19 protein-coding genes are annotated in these 21116 nt (G+C 35.4%); 11 read left to right on the top strand and 8 right to left on the bottom strand.

Features of this window, described 5'->3' with window-relative positions; translation table 11 throughout:
• Position 1 precedes the first annotated feature (1 nt).
• Together QI30_RS00945 and QI30_RS00950 are read left to right on the top strand one after the other, a co-directional pair.
• The gene (locus QI30_RS00945; RefSeq protein ID WP_126989074.1) at positions 2-1438 is read left to right on the top strand and encodes a M20 family metallopeptidase; all 1437 of its coding nucleotides are present in this window, start codon (positions 2-4) and stop codon (positions 1436-1438) included.
• Positions 1439-1514: 76 nt separating this feature from the next.
• Positions 1515-2201, top strand: a complete 687-nt coding sequence (locus tag QI30_RS00950; protein ID WP_126989075.1) for a hypothetical protein — start codon at positions 1515-1517, stop codon at positions 2199-2201.
• A gap of 41 nt (positions 2202-2242) precedes the next feature.
• On the opposite strand, the gene QI30_RS00955 is transcribed toward QI30_RS00950, so the two are convergent.
• Positions 2243-2659, bottom strand: coding sequence for a hypothetical protein (locus tag QI30_RS00955; protein ID WP_126989076.1), 417 nt, complete (start codon positions 2657-2659; stop codon positions 2243-2245).
• 899 nt (positions 2660-3558) lie between these two features.
• On the opposite strand from QI30_RS00955, the gene QI30_RS00960 reads away from it, so the two are divergent.
• On the top strand, positions 3559-4194 hold the full coding sequence (locus QI30_RS00960) for a peptidylprolyl isomerase (RefSeq protein ID WP_126989077.1): 636 nt from the start codon (positions 3559-3561) through the stop codon (positions 4192-4194).
• A 12-nt stretch (positions 4195-4206) separates the two neighbouring features.
• Here QI30_RS00960 and QI30_RS00965 read toward each other — a convergent pair whose 3' ends face one another.
• From QI30_RS00965 to QI30_RS00975, 3 genes are all read right to left on the bottom strand, one after another.
• The gene (locus QI30_RS00965; protein ID WP_126989078.1) at positions 4207-6729 is read right to left on the bottom strand and encodes a YfhO family protein; all 2523 of its coding nucleotides are present in this window, start codon (positions 6727-6729) and stop codon (positions 4207-4209) included.
• Positions 6730-6886: 157 nt separating this feature from the next.
• Entirely contained in the window at positions 6887-7750 is an 864-nt protein-coding gene (locus tag QI30_RS00970) for a DMT family transporter (RefSeq protein ID WP_126989079.1), read from the bottom strand.
• A 158-nt stretch (positions 7751-7908) separates the two neighbouring features.
• Positions 7909-8880: a restriction endonuclease gene (locus QI30_RS00975; protein ID WP_126989080.1), complete on the bottom strand. Its 972-nt coding sequence runs from the start codon at positions 8878-8880 to the stop codon at positions 7909-7911.
• 365 nt (positions 8881-9245) lie between these two features.
• On the opposite strand from QI30_RS00975, the gene QI30_RS00980 reads away from it, so the two are divergent.
• The gene (locus tag QI30_RS00980; RefSeq protein ID WP_126989081.1) at positions 9246-9476 is read left to right on the top strand and encodes a hypothetical protein; all 231 of its coding nucleotides are present in this window, start codon (positions 9246-9248) and stop codon (positions 9474-9476) included.
• Between the two features lie 28 nt (positions 9477-9504).
• Here QI30_RS00980 and QI30_RS00985 read toward each other — a convergent pair whose 3' ends face one another.
• Together QI30_RS00985 and QI30_RS00990 are read right to left on the bottom strand one after the other, a co-directional pair.
• Positions 9505-10038: a GNAT family N-acetyltransferase gene (locus tag QI30_RS00985; protein ID WP_158620926.1), complete on the bottom strand. Its 534-nt coding sequence runs from the start codon at positions 10036-10038 to the stop codon at positions 9505-9507.
• A gap of 197 nt (positions 10039-10235) precedes the next feature.
• A complete protein-coding gene (locus QI30_RS00990; protein WP_126989083.1) occupies positions 10236-11891 on the bottom strand; it encodes a Na/Pi cotransporter family protein in 1656 nt (551 codons plus the stop codon).
• Positions 11892-12111: 220 nt separating this feature from the next.
• Here QI30_RS00990 and QI30_RS00995 point away from each other — a divergent pair, with 220 nt between their 5' ends.
• A complete protein-coding gene (locus tag QI30_RS00995) occupies positions 12112-13350 on the top strand; it encodes an MFS transporter (RefSeq protein WP_126989084.1) in 1239 nt (412 codons plus the stop codon).
• 147 nt (positions 13351-13497) lie between these two features.
• Here the strand turns inward: QI30_RS00995 and QI30_RS01000 are convergent, their stop codons facing one another.
• Positions 13498-13716, bottom strand: a complete 219-nt coding sequence (locus QI30_RS01000) for a DNA-binding protein (RefSeq protein WP_126989085.1) — start codon at positions 13714-13716, stop codon at positions 13498-13500.
• Positions 13717-13737: 21 nt separating this feature from the next.
• Positions 13738-14679, bottom strand: coding sequence for an LCP family protein (locus QI30_RS01005; RefSeq protein WP_158620927.1), 942 nt, complete (start codon positions 14677-14679; stop codon positions 13738-13740).
• A 147-nt stretch (positions 14680-14826) separates the two neighbouring features.
• Here QI30_RS01005 and QI30_RS01010 point away from each other — a divergent pair, with 147 nt between their 5' ends.
• The 6 genes from QI30_RS01010 to QI30_RS01035 all read left to right on the top strand — a co-directional run bounded on the left by QI30_RS01010 (position 14827) and on the right by QI30_RS01035 (position 21061).
• The gene (locus QI30_RS01010) at positions 14827-15621 is read left to right on the top strand and encodes a YveK family protein (RefSeq protein ID WP_158620928.1); all 795 of its coding nucleotides are present in this window, start codon (positions 14827-14829) and stop codon (positions 15619-15621) included.
• Positions 15618-16313 carry a CpsD/CapB family tyrosine-protein kinase gene (locus tag QI30_RS01015; protein ID WP_126989088.1) on the top strand — a complete coding sequence of 232 codons (696 nt, stop codon included), beginning with the start codon at positions 15618-15620 and terminating at the stop codon, positions 16311-16313. Before QI30_RS01010 ends, QI30_RS01015 begins: the two co-directional genes overlap by 4 nt.
• 12 nt (positions 16314-16325) lie before the next feature.
• A complete protein-coding gene (locus QI30_RS01020) occupies positions 16326-17090 on the top strand; it encodes a tyrosine-protein phosphatase (RefSeq protein ID WP_126989089.1) in 765 nt (254 codons plus the stop codon).
• 14 nt (positions 17091-17104) lie between these two features.
• Entirely contained in the window at positions 17105-18331 is a 1227-nt protein-coding gene (locus QI30_RS01025) for a lipopolysaccharide biosynthesis protein (RefSeq protein ID WP_158620929.1), read from the top strand.
• Positions 18332-18557: 226 nt separating this feature from the next.
• Positions 18558-19964: a capsule biosynthesis protein CapI gene (locus tag QI30_RS01030; protein WP_126989091.1), complete on the top strand. Its 1407-nt coding sequence runs from the start codon at positions 18558-18560 to the stop codon at positions 19962-19964.
• Positions 19961-21061 carry a glycosyltransferase gene (locus QI30_RS01035; RefSeq protein WP_126989092.1) on the top strand — a complete coding sequence of 367 codons (1101 nt, stop codon included), beginning with the start codon at positions 19961-19963 and terminating at the stop codon, positions 21059-21061. Before QI30_RS01030 ends, QI30_RS01035 begins: the two co-directional genes overlap by 4 nt.
• The last annotated feature ends 55 nt before the right edge of the window (positions 21062-21116 follow it).

Consider the following 21116-nt stretch of genomic DNA (forward strand, 5'->3'; position numbering starts at 1 on the left):
GATGCCACACAGCCAAACAATTGACGCAATCATAGATGCACATCATCATGAAATTATTGAACTAAGCGACACGATTTGGGAACATCCGGAGTTACGTTTTAAGGAATTTCAATCTAGCCAGCTACTTAGTTCATTTTTAGAGGAGCAAGGCTTTGTCGTGGAGAGAGGAATTGGGGGATTACCAACAGCCTTTTCAGCGACGTATGGTAATGAAAAGCCGGTAATTGGGATTCTCGGAGAATATGATGCATTGCCAGGACTTAGTCAAGTTGCTGAAAGTGATGAAGAAATAGCGATTTTAGAAGGTGAAAATGGTCATGGCTGTGGTCATAATTTACTTGGTACAGCAGGGGTTTCAGCGGTTTTAGCATTGAAGAAGCGTTTGGAGGACGGCGAAATTAAGGGGACCATTCAGTATTTTGGTTGCCCTGCAGAAGAGGGTGGCTCTGGCAAAACCTATATGGTTCGTGAGGGGGTATTTGACCATGTCGATACAGCACTTACGTGGCATCCACATTCGATGACGGGGGTTTTTTCTTATTCTTCGCTTGCAAATTATCAAGTGTATTTTGAGTTTAGTGGGAAGGCAGCGCATGCAGCAGACTCGCCTCATTTAGGCCGCAGCGCATTAGATGCGACGGAGCTTATGAATGTCGGTGTGAACTATTTACGCGAGCATATGATTCCGGAGGCACGCGTTCATTACGCTGTAACAGATACAGGAGGACGTTCACCAAATGTCGTTCAAGCACATGCAGAAGTGCTCTATTTGATTAGGGCTCCTAAGATTAATCAAGTTCATGCATTATATGAACGTGTAGTAGATATTGCTAAAGGTGCAGCACTAATGACAGGAACGACATTATCAATTCGCTTTGATAAGGCATGCTCGGATTATGTGCCCAATCATGTGATTAATCAAATCGTCGAGAAGAAGTTACAAGCCGTGGGTTTACCAGAATATTCAGCAGAGGAATATTGTTATGCGAAGAAGATGGCTGCAACGATTACAGCAGATGAGCTAAGTTCAGCCCATCGAGAAGCGGAGCGGATGTCGAATTTTGAGTTAGAAGAAGATTTCTATGTGGCTGGAAAACCATTTTTTTCTAGTATTATTCCGTATCGTAAAAGCTATGCCCATATGACGGGTTCGACGGATGTTGGGGATGTGAGCTGGGTCGTACCAACTGCTCAATTTTTCTTTACATGCTTTGTTGCAGGGACACCGCTTCATACATGGCAGCTTGTATCGCAGGGGAAAACAAGTCTTGCTCATAAAGGACTTCTACATGCGAGTAAGACACTTGCAAAAACCGCAGAACATTTATTTTTGCATCCAGAAGTCATTGATGCTGCTAAGAAGGAGCATGATAAAGTGACAAGAAATCGTTATCAGAATCCAATTCCCGCTGAGATTTCACCTGCTTTTCATGAATGAAGGACAACCTTTGACCGAACGACTTTCTTTGCTTTATAATAGGCATCGAAATCATTTAAAAAAGTAGGTCAGAAATATGATAATGAATGTTGTTCTCTTGATTATCGTAACGATTATTAATGTCTTTACGTTATTCTGGGATAAGTATGTGTACAAGATGAAGGCACGTCGTCTTGAAGAAGCCAATCAGACAGCTATCGATCATCTAAGTAAAGGAACAGAAATTCGTGTCGGAAAACCTTTATCAGAAGATGAAAAAGAAGCGATTCGTCAAGAGTTAGAAGATGCGAAGCGCGAGCCTTTTTACAAACGAATTAGTGGTACGAGTAAACTATTATTTTTAATTAATATTTTACTAGCAATTACGGTTGCGTATAGCTATTACCAAAAAACAGATACGGTTCAAATTCAGCAAGAATATGATGTGATGGAGTATACACAAAACTATTCATCATATCGTTATTTAGGGAATACCCCAACAATTAATAAAAAAGCAAAAATTGAAACGGTCAAACTGTACCAAACACAAATTAATAATGAATTTTATTTAAAAGGCTACAGTGAATATAGCGGCAACTTTTATTTAAAATTATCTGCAGCGGATCAAAAGGATGCAGATTTAAAAATGAAAGAGACCGGAGAAGCTGTAAGTACAGCTGGGGTCACTGTATATGAAGGTACATTATTAATTAATAAAAAAGAGAAAGAAATTAGTTTTTTGCCGTATGAATATAAGCAAGACACAGAAAAGAAAGCAAAATAATAAAAAGGCTGCGACTTATATAGGTTGCAGCCTTTTTATCTTTATTTTATAGCAGTTAGCGGTTGCCCAATCAGGTAATCAAATAATTTAGCAGATGTTTGACGGTCTAGCTGCACATGTTTGTTTTCGCCATCAATTATAATTTCTGCCTTATCTTTTGATGTGTTTAACCAAATAAGATAATTTGCAGATTTGACAGTCGTGGCAGAATTTGAAAACTGTAACATGTAGTCTGGTGATTTTACTTTAGCTAAATTTGCCTCTTCCCAGTCAAGCGAGCTTAAAAAATTACGTGTATCACGTGCTGATGTATGTGCGGATACGGTTTTATATGCATGTTCGTCTGAATGATATTGTTTTACCTCGATGTATTGTTGAATTTTAGGTGCGGCAGTTTGACAGCCAGCTAAAATGATTAGACATAAGCTTACGAAAAATAGTGGGATTACTTTTTTCAATCTCTTAGACCTCCTTTTGGAATCAAGGTCTAATGTTACGAAATGCGCCGGAGTAAATCTATAAGATTGTCGTAATTTCGTGAAAAAATGGAAGCAAGTCGATAAATTAGAACAAATAACAGCAATAAAAAAAGCTGATCACGGCAATGATCAGCTTTTTAAGGATTAGGAGAGAGGGTAATCTCTCCATATGTTTATTCTATTATTGTTCTATTTTTCTTACAAGAATAAATATGACTAATAATTTTATCATCCTTTTCTATTATTTTTAACAAAATACTATCATTTTATTCGTTAAATATACATATAAAAATAATTTTTTATGCATTTAATTATTTCTTTAGTATTTCATCATATAAATTATATATTCTTTTTAAATAATTTTATTGAAAATATTTACAAATTTAAATGATTTTTTATGAAGCTACAATTGTTAAGAAGGTTCAATGGTTTATAATAAAAAAACGTTTCAGAAAAGCGATTAGTAGGTGTTTAAAATAGGATTCTTTTAATTCATAAAATATATCGATATGTTTAAAAAATAATTAGTTAGCTATTTTTCTTTCTTCTTTCAATTCTTGTAGAATACGCCTACCTCAACGCTCGCAGGTAAGAGATGAATGCAAGGTTAAGTTTCTACTTGACTGAGAAGGCATGTTTTTAGTGAAATATATTCATAAAGCGAGGTAAACAATGCTAAATAAAGGAAATGAATAAAAAAGCTACATGAGTTATTGCAGTATTTTGTTAAGCATTACTTTAAAACAACAAATATAGGATAAGGAGAGATTAATTTAGGCAATTTCTTTTTTATTGAAAATAATTTGCTTTTAATAGTCAGCTATATGCAGGGTTGATATAATTAGGCGAATTGTTTTTTTTAGATTGGAGAGAAGAATATGAAAAAATGGTCTATCGTTTTAGTATTTGCTTTTGTGGCGATTCTTGCGGCATGTGGCACATCTGAAACAATGAAGGAACAGGTATCAAATGCAGATTATGCAGAAAAAGTGAAAGAGAACCCAATTGTAACCATTACGATGGCGAATGATGAAAAAGTAGTGCTAGAACTTTATCCAAAAGTGGCACCGAATACAGTCGCAAACTTTATTTCATTAGCAAAGGAAGGGAAGTATGACGGCTTAATTTTCCATCGTGTAATTCCTGGCTTTATGATTCAAGGAGGCGATCCATCTGGTGATGGTACAGGGGGTCCGGGTTATACAATTGATGGTGAATTTAGTAATAATGATTTCACAAATGATTTAAAACATGAGCGCGGTGTTATTTCAATGGCTCGTTCAGGCGACCCCAATTCAGCGGGCTCACAGTTTTTTATTATGGTAAAGGCATCAGCCAATCTTGATGGTGATTATGCTGCATTTGGTAAAGTAACAAAAGGTATGGATGTTGTTGATACGATTGTGAATGCACCTCGTGATAAAGCAGATAAACCAAATAGTGATCAAGTGATGAAAAAGGTAGAAGTCGATACAAAGGGCTTTGATTACCCAGCACCTGTAACGAATAAATAAAAAAAGTAGCGCTTAATTTGCGCTACTTTTTTTGCGCCATAAAATCAAGGCAACAAGTAATATTAAAGATACAGCAGATATCGGCCAGACGATAGACCAATAGGGTGGTGCATAATGCATTGTTATCTGATTTTGACCTTGTTGTAGTGGAATGCCAATAAAGGCATAGTTGATTTTTTTGGCATCCACTTTTTCATTATTTAGTGTAATATGCCAGCCCGGCTCATACGGAATGGGTGTCACTAATAGGTCATCTTTTTTTGCGGTAACTGTGCCAGAAGCATCGGCATTATCCCAAGTGAAATCTGCTTTTTTTGCAGCCTTGTATGCCGCATCTAACGTCCTATAATCTTCACCGTAAATACGCAGGTTTGTTAAATGGTACTTACCACTTGGTAATTTGATTTTGACTAGGTCACTTGCTGGTATGGCGAAAGTTAGGTCATTGAAGCCTGTCTTGTATTTTGCATAGTTGCTTCGTCGACTTGTTTCGTAATCATTGATTTTTAATGTGAATTTTTTGTAGCGTTTAATTGGAGATAACGTCATTTGAACGTATAATGTCTCTATTTTCTCTATCTTCGGCAGCTGAATGAGTATTTCACCCTCATTCTTGCGAGGAACGATTAATTTATCCTTTTTCCATTTTCCATTATGTAATGTAATGGAAGTAGGTCTAATAGTATTTGTAGTTGGCAAGGGCGTAGTGCCATCATCTGTAATTGCTCCTTGTAAAAGTGCATGCTCTTTTGCAAGTGTTGACTCGAGCTGTAATGCTTCCTCATTATAAAAAGAATCTACTACACGAAATGCGGGTAATAATTTTTGGTTTTCATACAGTGTAAAATTCTTTGATGTATGAACATTTTCATATAAGTAAGGAATGTTTTTGTATGTTGAATGACGCATATAAAATTGGCTTTGGAAGGCCGCCATTAAATTTGTTCGATCACCTAATGAACGATAGCGACTTAGACTTTCACGCCCTGTATCAATTTGCAAATCGCGCATGTACATATCCATAATAGAGCCATTTGAAATGCTAGAATATAAACTAAAACCGTTAATCGGCATAAGGGAGGCCATGTTTTCTCGGAATACATTTGACCAATCTGTTCGGACAGTTTCATTCAATTCATGATTTTTAATATAGTCGAATGCAGAAGTATCTTGTGTCGGCATATACTTGTCGGATGTTAGATACTCTTTTGTAGAAAGTTCTGTATGGGAATATAAGTTGGATTGAAAGAAATTACTATAAACTAAGACCATTATAATAATCGAACTACTAATTAAAAAGGTGCGTTTTTTTGTTAAAAATAAACCGATAGAAATAAGTGCCCAAATTAAGGCTACAATAGATAAAAAGTTTAAATGCGTATTTGTTAACAAAATGGTTAAAAGAAAAATAACTGTAACAGTAATGGTAGCGTAAAACCATTGCTTTTTATGAAGAATGTTTAAGTTTTCAATTGTAATAGCAGTAAGACCAGCATAACCTAGTGTGATAATTGGTGTCCAACGCGTGTTTGGTGCTGAAAAACCATTAAATAGGCTCCCTATAAATGGACTGAAATATAATACAGTTCCAAGAATACTAATGAATGCGAACAGTTTAAATGCGCGATGTTGATAAAGTGGACGGAGTAAAAGAAAAATCACAATAAAGATAGGTAGCCACAACGTTTTCGATTCACTTAATAGTAATTCTGTATTCAATGCATAGAAGGGAATACTTTGTTCATAGGCTGGACGATTATTATGAAGATAACTAATAACCGCCGGAATAAAAGAGAAGCAACTAATACCAAAACTTAATAAACTGCCTAGTATATACCATTTAATTTGTTGTTTCTTTTGGCGTTCATTATTTGTGATATGGAGAAATAGGCGTAATAAGATATAAATTCCGGTAATGATTAATACAACATAAGATATGTAAAAGTTACTAATGAGAAGAAGTGCTGTCGAAATAATAAAAAATATTGGTGACTGGCGTCGAATAATTTGTTCAACACCAATAAGCAGGAGAGGAACCCAAAATAACACATCGGTTAGGTTATCCGTCAGAACTTGATTTTTGAAGAAAAATGGACTAAACATATAAACAACAGCACCTAAAAAGGCTGCAGCATGTGTTTTAGTAAAGTAATTCAAAAAATAAAAGCATGCATAAAAAATCGCTATTTGTTTAATAATACTCATTGGAATAAGAAGTAGGGCCCAGGTTTCAACGCTTGTTTTAATTGGTAATATACTAAAAATTATATACCAAGGGATGAGAAAAATATTTGTTGAAAAGTAGTAATTTAACTGTGAAAAGATGCCACCACCGAAGCCGAAATTTTCAGCGTAAGCCCAATTTCCTTGTTGATAGTGTTCTAAAATAAATTGCTTAAAAAAAAGCATTTGTGAAAGCCCGTCTCCAAAGCCAACCATTAAATATCCTTGCGTCCATTTCCATAAATAAAAACCATGGCCAATAATGGATAAGAGAAGTGCTCCTACAAAAGTTAGTAGATAATGTTTTTTCATGATTTTACCCCTTTCACTATAATCATAATACTAATTTTCCATTTAATTGTTAAATTAAATGGAAAATTACGATAAATTAAAAAAAAATGTTATAAAAAGAGAGCGGAATGTCTTTAAATAAAAAAATCCAACGAATTCAATTCCTTGGATTTTTTATTTATATTCTTTTTTTGAATTTTAATTCACTAATCAACGTTGAACCTAGTAAAAGAACAGCACCCATTAGTTGCGCTATGGTCATAGGTTCGTGTAAAAGCCACACAAAGATAACAATTGCCACAAGTGGATCGACATAGCTAAGCATCGCAATACTTTGCCCCTTTAAGCCATCCATTCCTATAAAAAAGAGCCAAAAGCCAATGCCTGTATTAACGACACCAAGGATGAAAATAAATGGAAATGTCTGTGTATTAAGCATCGCAATATGAAAAACATCTGTGAGTGATACATAAATGCCTAACACAATGGCAGCTAGTGTTAATTGAATAACGGTGAGCTCTAGCTTATCGATTTCAAGAATAAATTTATTAACGAGCATGAGCGTCGCATAAAAGGCTGTTGCAGCAAAGCCATACAATAATCCAAGTTGTTCGTCCATAATACTATTAAAGCTTGCGCCAACAATAAGTATCATCCCGAATAGCGCAATAATGATGCACAGCACTTTTTTAACTGTCCAAGCTTCCTTTAATAAAAAGGGAGCTAGAAGTAATACAAATACAGGTGCAAAATAATAAGCTAATGTGGCATTGCTGATAGATGTGTAATCATATGATTGGTAAAGAAAAATCCAATTGCCACTTAGTGCAATCGCAGACAGCAGTAGAATGCCAGCATGTCGGAAAATAAATGTAAAATGGATACGTTTTTTCATTAGTAGCAAAATGATTGACAGAAAAATGCTGCCGATTAGACTGCTCCAAAATGCACGTTTGCTTGAAGCAAGTTCGATTGGACGAATAACGACACCAATTGTACCGAAGATAGCCATTGATAAAATAAATGGTAGAAATGTTTTCATCGCGTACTCCTTTTTTGAGTCTGCGATGTACGAAGACGCAGACTCGTTTTAGTTAGCTGAAAGAGTCGCGTTTACTGACGGTGCCATTGAAATGAACAGGATGAATCACCTTCTATTCCATATAGTTTTTTTATCATATCAAAAAATTCTGTTAAATTTTAGCCTTCTGGCAAATAAAAGGCTCGTAATGGCAGGAGTGCACGTGTTGTATTTGGTAGTTTTTCATAGGTTTGTACAATTAACTGTACAAGCTGTTCTAAATCGATGGCTTTGACATTATTTTGTTGGGCAATCCGTAAGGCACTCGTTGTAAATCCACCTGTGGACACAATAAGACTATTTGCTTCTAACGGATGTGCACCGAGTAGATGACGAATTTCTTCAGAGCCCGTTACCTGTGTACGGTGATGAATGGCGACTTTGATAATTGGTTTTTCAAAGCCTAATTCATCTTTAAAGGCTAGTAAATTAATGCCCTCATCAGCTACTTTAGTCAAATATCCGAGAGCATGCAAAAGGCCGTCGATTAAATCCTGCATATCCCATGGATTTAGCGCATCTACTTTATCTTCAATCATTGCCTGTGCCTGCGTTTGTAATTCTTGTAGGAGCACGTCAATATCCTCATGTTCGGGATTATGTAATGTACTCGCAATTGTTCCATGTAGGGCATTATCAAGCTCTTGCCCCCAAGCATCAATACGAAAAACGGTTAGCACCGAACTTAAGCTATTTTTCGCTGCTTGTGTTAAATTGTGTCGTGAAATACGCGTCGATTCCCAAGTAACTTGTCGTTCATTAGGATAAGAGTTATCGTCTGTATAACGATAAGTTGCTTCACTTTTAATCGTACCAATAATATATTCACGATGCTCCTTTGAGTATGAAACAACACGGTCTCCAATTTCAATTTCTTGGTAAAATCGCCAAATTTGATTGACCCAACTGTGGCGTGTTAGCGGTTTATTATCCAAATAAACGCGGTCTGCTTTTACAAATAATGATTCTTTCGTAGGGTAGAGTGCTGGGTCACCTAAATCTGCCCAGCCAATGGATACGATTCCTTCGCGTAACCATGATGGAATAAGTTCATTGTCTGTACCCGCACGGATCATCCACCATTTTTGCATTATGACATCGTCCTCTCCTATTTTGTAATTTATATGCCACAAAAAAGAGAGCTGTAAACGTCTATTGAAAATTGAATTATCAGATGATTGAATTTTCAATAGGATGAACGGATGTTCTATTGGAGGAAAATTGGAAGCTAGGGTCTGAGGATCAGCTTGTGCGTGTGAATGGGATTTTTGGCATGATTTCCTCGTCTATGATGCCGATTGAAATACTGGTTTTTGCCTTTAATAGGTCTTTTATTCAAGCAGACCACCCATTAAAAAAAGAGTCAGAAGCTACAAAGCAATTTGACATTGGATAATAATTGAAAAAAAGTGTCATATTCGCTATGCTAAAGGCAATTGAAGAAAGGGTGCAACCTGTGATTTTAATGATTTTACGTGTCGTTTTTACAATTGTCGCGATAAGTTTTGCAACATATGGTCTGATTACGAGTGATTTCCGATTTCAAAATTGGATGCTCCTTTTCTTTAGCTTGGCATTAGTTGTTACAGGCATTAGTGAGTTAAGAAAAGGGCATAAAATGATAGGCGGATTAGCAATTACGGCGTTTGTTTTTATTTTATGTGTAATCGCTATGACGCAATTTTAAAAGGAGACCCTATAATGGGCCTCCTTTTTTAATAACCCAAATCACTACGTAAAATGGCATAAAGCTTTATATCATGATAACGTCCTTTTGCAAATTTCCCATGTCGCTGTGTACCTTCGTAAAATAAACCAGCTTTTTGAAGTACACGTTCAGAACGAATGTTTTCCGCAAAATAACTCGCTTGAATTCGTTCTAGCTTCAATTCTGAAAAACCATAGCGAATAATCGCTTGTGTTGCTTCACTTGCATAGTCATTGCGCCAATATTGTTTTGCAATAACACAGTGCATATCGGTAATTTTTTCTTCATGACGATAATCGCTAAATTCAATAACACCGATAAATTCATCTGTTTCTTTTAACAAAATCGCCCAAGCTACATTACTTTGGGTATATTTTTGTAATAGCGTAGCTAAAAAGTGTTGATTGTCATTTTGTGAAGGCGAAGTATCCCAATCTAACAGCGCTGTAACATCATCATCTGTTACCAATTTTTGAATATTGTTCATATCTGTAGACGTAATTTTCCGCAATAAGAGACGTGTGGTTTCGAGTGTTTTCATTATCATCACCTCATTATGTCGCTTTTTAATCTATTCCCGATTTAAGCGGGTACATACTAACAAAATAAAAAAGAGGCTGGGACAAAATACGTCATGTTCCTTTTTTAGTGTTCGCAACAAAAAACCGGAACCGCGCCACCGCACGATTCCGGTTTTTCTTATGCTCATAGGAGCAGTTGTTTTAAGCCTCTTATTGATTATGTGTTTGTTGGTTGTTGTGCTAACTGCTGCTTTGTTGCGACAGTATCTGCTAAATTTTTTGCATGATCTCCAATACGTTCTAAATTACTAATGATATCAGCAAAGACGATACCAGCAGTAGGCGAACAAAGACCCTCGTTTAAGCGACGAATATGGCGCTTACGTAATGTACGTTCCATATTATCAATTCGCTCCTCATCGGCATATACGGCTTGTACAAGCTCTGTATCATGCGTATCTACTGCTTGTAATGCTTTTTCTACCGATTGCATTGTTAATTTATACATGGTCACAAGCTCTTCATATGCTTCGTCACTTAGCCAGATTTTATTATTGTCTTTAAATTGCAGTAGTTCTACAATGTTTTCGACGTGGTCACCGATTCGTTCAATATCACGAATATTTTCAAATAAATTATGCTGTAAGTCTGAATCATTACCTGATAAAGATTGCTTGGATAGCTGTACTAAATAGGCCGTTGTTTTACGATCTAAATTATTAATGGCCATTTCAAGCTGTTCCACATTTTGAATGGCTTTCATATTTTTATCTTCTAATACATTTAACGCTTCTGATAAGCTTTGTACACTATATTCACCCATGCGTAGCACTTCTTTTTTAGCTTGACCAAGTGCTACAGCAGGAGATTTTGTTAAAAGATTTTCGTCTAAATATTTAGGTTTATGTTCAATCGCTGTATCTTCACCTGGAATAAGTTTTGTAACAATCCAAGCAAGTGCACCAATGAACGGTAACTGGATTAACGTATTTAAAATATTAAATGTTCCGTGTGCAAAGGCAATTTGCATTTTATTTTCTAGATTTAAAACACCAGAAATCCATTCAACATACATTGTAAATGGTGTTAGTAGAATCATAAAGATGACGGTACCAATTAAGTTAAATAATACATGCGTAGCAGCCGCACGACGCGCAGCGACACTTGCGCCCAACGCAGCTAGAATGGCTGTAATCGTCGTTCCAATATTATCACCAAATAGTACAGGCAGTGCACCATGCAGCGGAATCAGATTTTCAGCATATAAGCCTTGTAAAATCCCAACTGTAGCAGATGATGATTGAACAATTAATGTGAAAATTGTTCCGACAACAACACCTAAAATAGGTAAGTCTGACATTTGAATTGTTAAATCAATAAATGGTTGGAAATCGCGTAAAGGCTTCATTCCATTACTCATCATTTCTAGACCAATGAATAAACCAGCAAAACCGAAAATAACTTGTCCAATATTTTGAATGCTCGTCTTTTTAAAGAAGAAGAGTAAGACGGCACCTACTGCCATAATTGGATATGCATACTCGCCTACGTCAATTCCAATAATAAATGCCGTTACAGTTGTACCGATATTGGCACCCATAATAACACCAATGGCTTGACGTAATGTCATAAAGCCAGCGCTTACAAGACCAACTGTAATAACCGTTGTCCCTGAACTAGACTGAATTAATACCGTTACAAGCATACCTACTAGTACACCCATAAAAGGGTTTGTCGTAAAGCGATCGAGAATATCGCGTAAACGATCTCCTGCAGCTTTCTGTAAGCCATCGCCCATAAATTTAATGGCGAATAAGAATAAGCCCAAGCCACCTAAAAACTGAAAAATCATTTCCTGCACATTAACATCCATAACGTAATTCCCTTCATTTCTTATTTCTCTTCTATCATGCGAGGTATTAATCCTTTTGTAAATGTGGTTTACATTCTCTTTACATAACTCAAATATTACTGTAATCTATTCGCTATAAATTCGACAATATTAGTTATTATTTCTAATAGAGGTAGCTTTTTTATATATAATCATTAAAAAAGAGTTTAAGAATTTTAAATGAGTGGATGGAGGTAATAAAATGACAAGGCAACTTGATAGTCCAGCTGTACAGAAGGTTTATCAACATACAATCCGTACAGTTATTTTTTCACAAATGCTTGGTGGCGCAGGGCTTGCGGCAGGGATTACGGTGGGCTCGCTAATCGCTGCAGAGATGCTTGGGACGGAGAAATATGCAGGTGTTCCATCCGCATTATTCACAATAGGTTCCGCAGGTGCTGCATTACTTGTTGGGCGCATTACGGCGAGTAGTGGACGCCGATTAGGACTTGCGACTGGTTTCTTTTTAGGTGGTATAGGGGCATTACTTATTATTTTAGCAATCGTATTAACGAATATTTGGCTTCTTTTTTTCGCATTGATTATTTACGGAGCGGGCACAGCAACTAATTTACAGGCGCGCTATGCGGGGACGGATTTAGCATTACCACATAAGCGTGCAACTGCTGTAAGTATGGCAATGGTAGCGACGACATTTGGTGCAGTTCTTGGCCCTAATATGGTTGGTGTCATGAGTAATATAGCGATTTTTTTACATATTCCTGAATTAGCAGGCATTTTTATTTTAGCAGCGGGGGCATTTTTCGCTGCCGGTTTTATCTTATATTTCTTTTTGAAGCCTGATCCATACTTATTAGCACGTGATATTGCGATTGAAGCACCGATTGAAGAGCAAGGCATACATAATCAAGGACTTATTTATTTAGGTGGCTTTGTGATGGTTATGACACAAATTATTATGGTAGCGATAATGACAATGACACCACTTCATATGCAGCATCATCAGCATAGTGTTAATGCTATTGGCCTCGTTATTAGTTTCCATATTGCTTCAATGTATTTGCCTTCGCTTATAACAGGTACACTTGTAGATAAGATAGGGACACATAAAATGGCGCTTATAGCGGGATTTGTGCTTGTATTAGCAGCTATGACAACAATGCTTGCGCCGACAGATTCCGTTCTACTACTGACACTAGGCTTATCATTACTAGGAATTGGTTGGAATTTTGGCTTAATTAGTGGGACAACAGCGGTTGTTGATGGTACAAATACATTAGAGCGACCAAAAGTTCAAAGTCGTATTGATGTTTTGATTGCTGTATTTGGGTCATTAGCAGGGATTTTATCAGGTGTTATTGTAAATTATAGTGATTATGCAGTGCTGTCATTTATCGGCATTTTATTAGCGGTATTTATTATCATTGTTGTGTTTATCACAAGAAAAAAGAGGCTGGGACAAAACCCTAGTCAATAAGAAAGTGGCTGGGACAAAACACGTCATTTTCCTTTTTTAGCGTTCGCAACGAAAAACCGGAACCGCGCTACAGCGCAGTTCCGGTTTTTCTTATGCTCATATGAACGGTTGTTTTTATACGTATGTCCCAGCCTCTTTTTTTAGTAGTTAATTTTTAGGCTCCGGCCCATACCATCGTTCCATTGCACGAATATGAATCACCCAGTAACAACGTTTACTGTCTGGTATTTGAAAGTATTTAAGTGTTTTATTGTCCAGGTCTTTTTGAATATAAGAACGATTAGCTAAAACACGGTTAATTTTATAATACGAAATTTTCCAGCGATGTGCAGCTTCATAAGGAGTCATATAGTTATCAATTCCCATTATTCATTCACCTCTTATACTTTATTGCAGCTCTAAATGTTTGTTTAAGGCATCCTTTACTTCTTCCAATTGCTTTGTATTCAATTTGTAGTAATAGATACCTTTTTTCTTCATATCGGTTCCTTCATTTAAAGAAAGCTGTTCTGTTTTTTCAATGGTAGTTAAATAATTTTTACGTAACGTATTTAATTGGTCCATAGGAATGTTTGTTTGCATATTATGTTTCATGACAATTAACAGATTGTCGAATTTCTTAATAGTTTCAGCAGATTTAAGTTGTTCTGCCAATCCAACTAAGACGGCTCGTTGTCTATTTTGGCGTCCAAAGTCACCATCCGGGTCTGATTTTCTCATACGAATATACTCTAGTGTAGATTCACCATCTAGGGTAATTTCTCCCTTTTTAAAATCCTTGCCGTGACTTGAGAATGCTTTTGGATTGTTTACGGTTACACCACCCATTAAGTCAACTAAATCTACAACACCATCCATGTTAATCTTCACGACATAGTCAATAGGGATGCTGAATAACTGTTCTACAGTTTTACTAGCGCCTTCAATTCCAGCATAGGCATATGCGTGATTTATCTTGTCAAATTTTTCTTTCCCAGCAATTTCAACATAGCTGTCTCGAGGGATACTTATTAATTTTGCAGAACGTTTGTCTGGGTTTAAAGTTACAGTAATCATTGTGTCTGATCGACCGCTGTCATTTTCACGTTCATCAACACCTAATAACAGCAATGAAATAGGTTTCGAACCTTTTACTATCTCATTACTAGGCGTTTTCCGTTCTTTTGTCTCGTACACAATTTTTGTTTTTTGATAACTATCTTGTGCACTTTTTACTTTGCTATACGTATAGCTGGCGGCTATCGTTAATAGAAGTAAAATAGTTACAAGTACCCAAATTATTTTTTTGAAGTTAAAAAATTGATACTTTTTATCTTTTTTAACTGACATTTTGTTCATGCCCCCTTACTTATAATAAAAACATGTTTACCTATACGAAAGAAATGGTTATATTGGAGATGACAAGTATTTACCATTTTTACTAATATATATCGAAAAAAGAGTGGACGTCTAGTATTTTCTATGGGAGGTATAAAATTGAGTAGCTCAGCAATCAGCGTAGAAGAAATTGTTCATATTGTGAAAAAGCGTTTTGGCCTCCTTTTATTTATGGGGCTATTAGGACTGGCAATTAGTTCCGTTATTACATTTATGGTAGTAACACCAAAATACGATGCAACGACACAATTATTAATTAATAAGGTCCAAAAAGGAGATAGTGTCAATCCCTATCAAGAGACACAAACGGATTTACAATTGATGAATACGTATATAGCGATTGTAAAAAGTGATGTCATTCTAGATGAAGTCATTAGAGACCTGAATTTGTCGATGGATGTAAAAAAACTTAGGGAAAGTTTGACAGTTGCAAGTGAAGAAAATTCTAAAGTAATGAATATTTCGATTCGTAGCACAGATCCTGTTGAATCAGTTACAATTGCAAATAAAATTGCCGAAATATTCAAACAAAAAACACCAGGTTTAATTGAAGTGAAAAATGTACAAATTTTATCACAGGCAAATTTAAAAAATTCCTTTACGCCAGTCTCTCCAAATGTCGCCTTAAATCTAGTAGCAGGTGCATTATTAGGCATCATAGCGGGTGGTCTATTAATTGCTATTTTAGAATTAACGGACCATACATTTAAATCTGAGCGAGAAATTGAAGAATACTTAGAAGTGCCGGTAATCGGGAGTATTCATCAAATGAATAATGCTCAAAAGCGTAAGTTAAGTAAACAAACAGTAAATACGAAGCCGCCGAAAAAGAACATATCTAAGAAACAAAAAACGCCTATTTGGATGTCAACTTTGAGGAGGGATAAAGGATGAAAAAAATGACGCGCGCTGCACGGCAATTAATTGTCCGAGAACAGCCACAAGCTGTGATATCTGAGCAGTATCGCACACTGCGCACGAATATTAAATTCTCAAAAAGTGATAAACTGAAATCTTTTTTAGTTACATCTGCTATTCAAGCAGAGGGAAAATCAACAACAGCGGCAAATTTAGCTTATCTATTAGCAGAAGAAGGAAAAAATGTGTTGTTTATTGATGCAGATCTGCGAAAGCCTACCGTACATTATACTTTTCATTTAAAAAATACAGTAGGACTTTCTCATGTATTATCAAATCAAATTGAAGTAGCATCAGCAATACAGCGAACAGATGTTACTGGTCTATCGATTATGACGAGTGGACCTATACCACCAAATCCTTCTGAATTGCTTGGGTCTCAGCGATTTCAAATATTCCTAGCTGAAGTGGAGGAAAGTTATGATTGGATAATCTTTGATACATCGCCGCTACTAGCAGTTACAGATACGCAACTACTAGCTAATCGATTAGATGGAACCATTTTAGTAGTGGATTCGATGAATACGGATAAAAAAATGGCGAAAAAAGCGATGAATTTATTGAAGAGTGCCGATGCTAAAGTTTTAGGGGTTGTCATGAATAACGTGACCGCTTCTAATGTAAACTACTACAGTTCAAAATATTATCGTTCATATGTCAATGACTAAGGAGTGCAGTGTATGGTCGATTTACACAGTCATATTTTATTTCAAGCAGATGATGGACCGGCCACATTTGAAGAATCATTAATGATGCTAGAACAGGCAATGAAACAGGGAATTACACAACTTATTTCAACAAGTCATGCTCATAAAGGGGCATTAAATGTTTCAAAAGAGGATGTGTTCGATAAATTGGCCTTACTACGTCATCATATTGAGCAACAAAATTGGGATTTAAAAGTGTTTGAAGGGCATGAAATCACGATTTCAGAAAATACAGTAGAACATGTTATAAATCATGATGTGCTGACATTAGCAAATAGTCAGTATGCTTTAATTGAATTGCCATCAGGACATTTACCACATTACACATTGTCAACTTTTCATGGCTTACTTGAAGCAGGCTATACACCAATTATTGCACATCCTGAGCGTCAGCAAAATATTATTCAGGATGCGAATGTTCTAGAGCAATTTGTACGAAGTGGTATGTTGGCACAGCTAACGACAGGTGCTATTTTGGGTAAGTATGGTAAGCGAGTTGAGAAGGCTGCTTTTGAGTTATTAGATCGTCAGTTAATTCATTTTATTGGAACAGATGCACATGATTTAGAACGTCGTCATTTTGATCTTGAACGTGCGATTTCTGTTTTAGAAAAACGTGGTTTTGCTGATTATGCAGCGTTACTGCTAGAAAATAATGAAGCGGTGCTACGGAACCAACCAGTAGAAGTTTTAGAGCCTGAACAACCTAGTAAAAAGCGATGGTGGCTACGTCGATAGGGGAGGGAAGACATATGCTAAAAAAAATCTCCTGGACATTTACCTCTAATTTAGTAACAGCCTTTGTAAAATGGCTGATGCTCATTATGATTGCAAAGTGGCTAACACCAACAGATGTTGGTGTTTATGCACTTGCTTTAGCAATTACTTCACCACTTGCCCTTTTTGCGAATATGAAGTTGCGATCTTTATATGTGAATGCAGAGGAAGCAAATTATCGTGCATATAGTATTGCACGAAATATTATCGCATTGATTTCATTTTTAGGAATCAGTTTATTAGCATTTTTTGCATATCATGATACCTGGTTAATTATCGCAATAGTAGGTTTATCTAAAATGCTTGAGCTTGTCAGTGATCTTATGTATGCGTTAGCACATCGCGAACAGGATATGGCAAGACTATCGAAACAAATTGTCATTAAACAAATTTTGCTAACGATATTGTTTATAGGTAGCTTAGTATGGAGCCGTGATTTACTAACGGCAGTTACGGTACAAGTAGTAGCACAGTTTTGTTATTTAGCTATAGAAACGAAATTATTCGTCAAACGCTATCCTTTTGAGCGTACCATTTCAACATCTCTTGTATGGTCGATTTTAACATTAGGACTACCACTAGGTATCACACAGCTTGTCGTATCTTTTAATACTTTTTTACCTCGCTATGCACTTGAATTTTTTTCGTCCTCAGAAATGCTCGGTTATTTTTCAGCAATTGCTTACATAACCGTTATTGCCAATATTTTAATGGGTGCAATTTCGCAGAATTATTTACATGTGTTTAAACGGCTGCATGTTGCTGGTGATTATACTAAAATCCAGCGAGTTTTATACCGCAATCTATTAGTAATCGCGCTTATGCTATGTGTCGTTCTGACATTAGCAAGTTTGATTACAGGTAAATGGCTTTTAACATTTATATACTCTGTAGATTATGCGAAGTATGCCTGGCTATTACCATGGATATGTATTTGTATTTTCTTTAATGCACTTAATTGGAATATTGATACGCTTTTTGTAAGTATTGGAATTATTAAAAATCAAATGTATTTTGCCTTGCTTACAAGTGTAATAACGATACCAGTAACAGCCTGGTTTGTTTATGAAGAGGGAATTTTTGGTGCTGCTTTAGCGATGAGTATAAATAGTGCAATACATTATTCAATAAAAGAAATTTATTTTAGAAAATGGTTGCGAAAAAAGGAGTGCCTACATGGGGTAGCAGAGCGAGCTTCTTGAAATACTCGTTATCGTACATAGTACTATAGCTATTTTTGAGAGGCTTTCTTATTTAGCGTTTATAATCAAAAATGTATGTGTTCTATTCATTCTTTAATTATACGAATGACTTTCAAAGATGAAGTTTAGCTATTAGGGAAAAATATATAGGCGCTGAATATATTGATTCACTGAAATGACTTAATGGTATTTAGCCTATTTATGAAAAAAAAGAGCAGGTGTGTTGATGAAACTTATTTCCCATATTATCGTGTCATGTCTTGTCATTGGAATGGCTATTTTTTCAAGTATTTTTATTAATAGTAATACCACATATCAAGGCTATGAATTATTATACATTTTACCGCTACTTTACATGGTATTATTTATTTTAATTTTAAGCCCTTTATTATTTTATCGATTTAATACATTTTTAATGAGTTATACATTAGTAACTTTTTTACGATATCTTATCTTACCATTTTTAATTGTAAAATCAGGATGGTATATTGGGCGCTCGCCAGTAGATCCAATGGCAAGCTCTTTTTCAACTGCTCTTTTACTTATGATGTGGGAGTTGATTTTGACAACGGCAGCAATCGCATTTTTCTTTTCTCGTAAAAAAATCCTTCGAATAGAGCCGTCTGTAAAGACAACCGTTGAATTACCGCAATCTATATTTATTTATGTTGTGTATATTTTAATGAGCTTTGTTGTTTTAGCAGCAGTTCCAGAAGCGCTCAACAGCTTTGCTTTCTTAATGCCGCGCGATAATATGATTGATATTGGTATGGGCGGTTTTAAAATTAGTATTGTTCAGTTTATACTAATTACGGCGAAGTACTTAATTTTTCTTTTAATGATGATGCTATTATATCGTCGTTATGAGCGAACAAAAGGTACAATTTGGATTTGGTTATCTTTTGGGGCTGTCTTATTAAATATTATGATTATATTTGGTGATAACCGTTCAGATTTTTTAATTAGCGCGATTGCAAGTTTATATTTATTTTATCGTCTTTTTTTGAAAAGATCATTACCTTTTATATTTAGTACAGTTGTATTAGTATTTATTGTTTTTATGAACATTACCACATATCGAAATACGACATCGATAACGGGTGGTGAAAATCGCTTGACCGATTTGACAGATATGTTACAAATTTATGCTGGGGGTCCATATAACGTAGCAATGGCTATAGAATTACCTAGCTATTTCCCTAATGCTGCAACAATAGGTAATTTTATATATGATTTAGGACGTCCGATTATTGGATTGAATGTATTTTTCAGAGAATTACAGGGGTTTGAATTTAGTAATTATTTATATAATTATCGAATTTATTTTTCAGACCATGTATCACAAATTATACCAATTGTTGGGCAAGGAAATTTATATATGGGCTTTTTATTTGCTCCTTTATTAAATGTTACCTTTGTAGCTCTTGCATATATACTTTATAAAATTATGTGTCGCCAAAATCAGATTGAATTAATTTTTTTCTTAACGATTCCTATTACACGGATAGGCTTCATGATGGGCCAAAACGCCGGGATTTTATTAAATGATATTTCCTTCATATTAGTACTAAATATTACGTTATATTTATTGAACCATTACGTTGTTTTAAGGAGAAAGGGATTAGTTACATGAAATTAACTTACGTTTATGATTTACGTTTGCAGTTTGATGGACAAGCTTATTATTCAAAAAATTTTTCAGATAGTGCTTGGGAGAAATATTTTGATGTCGTAGATGAAATTCATATTTATCCTATGATTCAACAAGTAGAATATAGTAATCTTTCACCTATAAAGAGCCCGCTTATTGTGCATGAAATTCCTTTCCAATCAACAAAATCGATTTATTTAAACTTAAAAGATATGTGGTCTCTAGCGATAAATATAGTAGAATCAAGTGAAGAAATCATTATAAGATTACCTTCACATATGGGGATTTTTGTTGGGTTAGCATGTATTAAAAATCAAAAAAAATATAAGGTAGAAGTGGTGGGCAATGCATTAGAAGCCTATCGCTTGCATGGTAATCCTTTATACAAGGTAATAGCACCTTTTTTACATTCTTCAATGAAGAATGTTGTGGCAAGAGCTGATACAGCAATTTATGTTACAAGTATATATTTACAAGAATGTTATCCAAATAATCAACAAGTTTACAATGTAGTGAATGCATCAATAAAAAAGCATCCTGTTTCTGTAAAATGGCAACAGCAGCCATTTACAATTGGTATGATAGGTTCATTAGAAACGAAATATAAAGGACATGCTACCCTTTTTAAAGCATTAGAAGAGCTAGATAAACTAAATCAGCCTATCATTATAAGATTATTAGGCGAAGGTAAACTAAAAAATTTACCTCGGTACAACAATGTTACTGTGTATCATGAAGGAATTATCGATCAACAAGAGGTAGCACGATGGTATCAGTCGCTTCAATTATATGTTCAGCCAAGTTATACAGAGGCAATGGGTCGAAGTATAATGGAAGCTATGAGTTATGGGTTACCAGTGGTAGCTTCAAATGTCGGTGGAATACCTGAGCTTGTAGAAGCGAATATGCTTTTTAAAGTTCGAGATACAAAAGGAATGGCTAAGAAAATCGCTGCATTATTATATGATCCATCTCTTTGGCAACGTGTTTCAACGCGTAATCACGCGTATATACAGCAATTTGAGAAATCAATTGTGCAAGAGCAACGTCGAATAGCCCTTAGAAATTATAATGTTTAAATAAAATATATATGAAAATGTAAAATAAAAAGAGAAATCGTCGTAGCTGGCGATT

The organism is Candidatus Kurthia intestinigallinarum, assembly GCF_003991225.1.
GTDB lineage: Bacteria > Bacillota > Bacilli > Bacillales_A > Planococcaceae > Kurthia > Kurthia populi.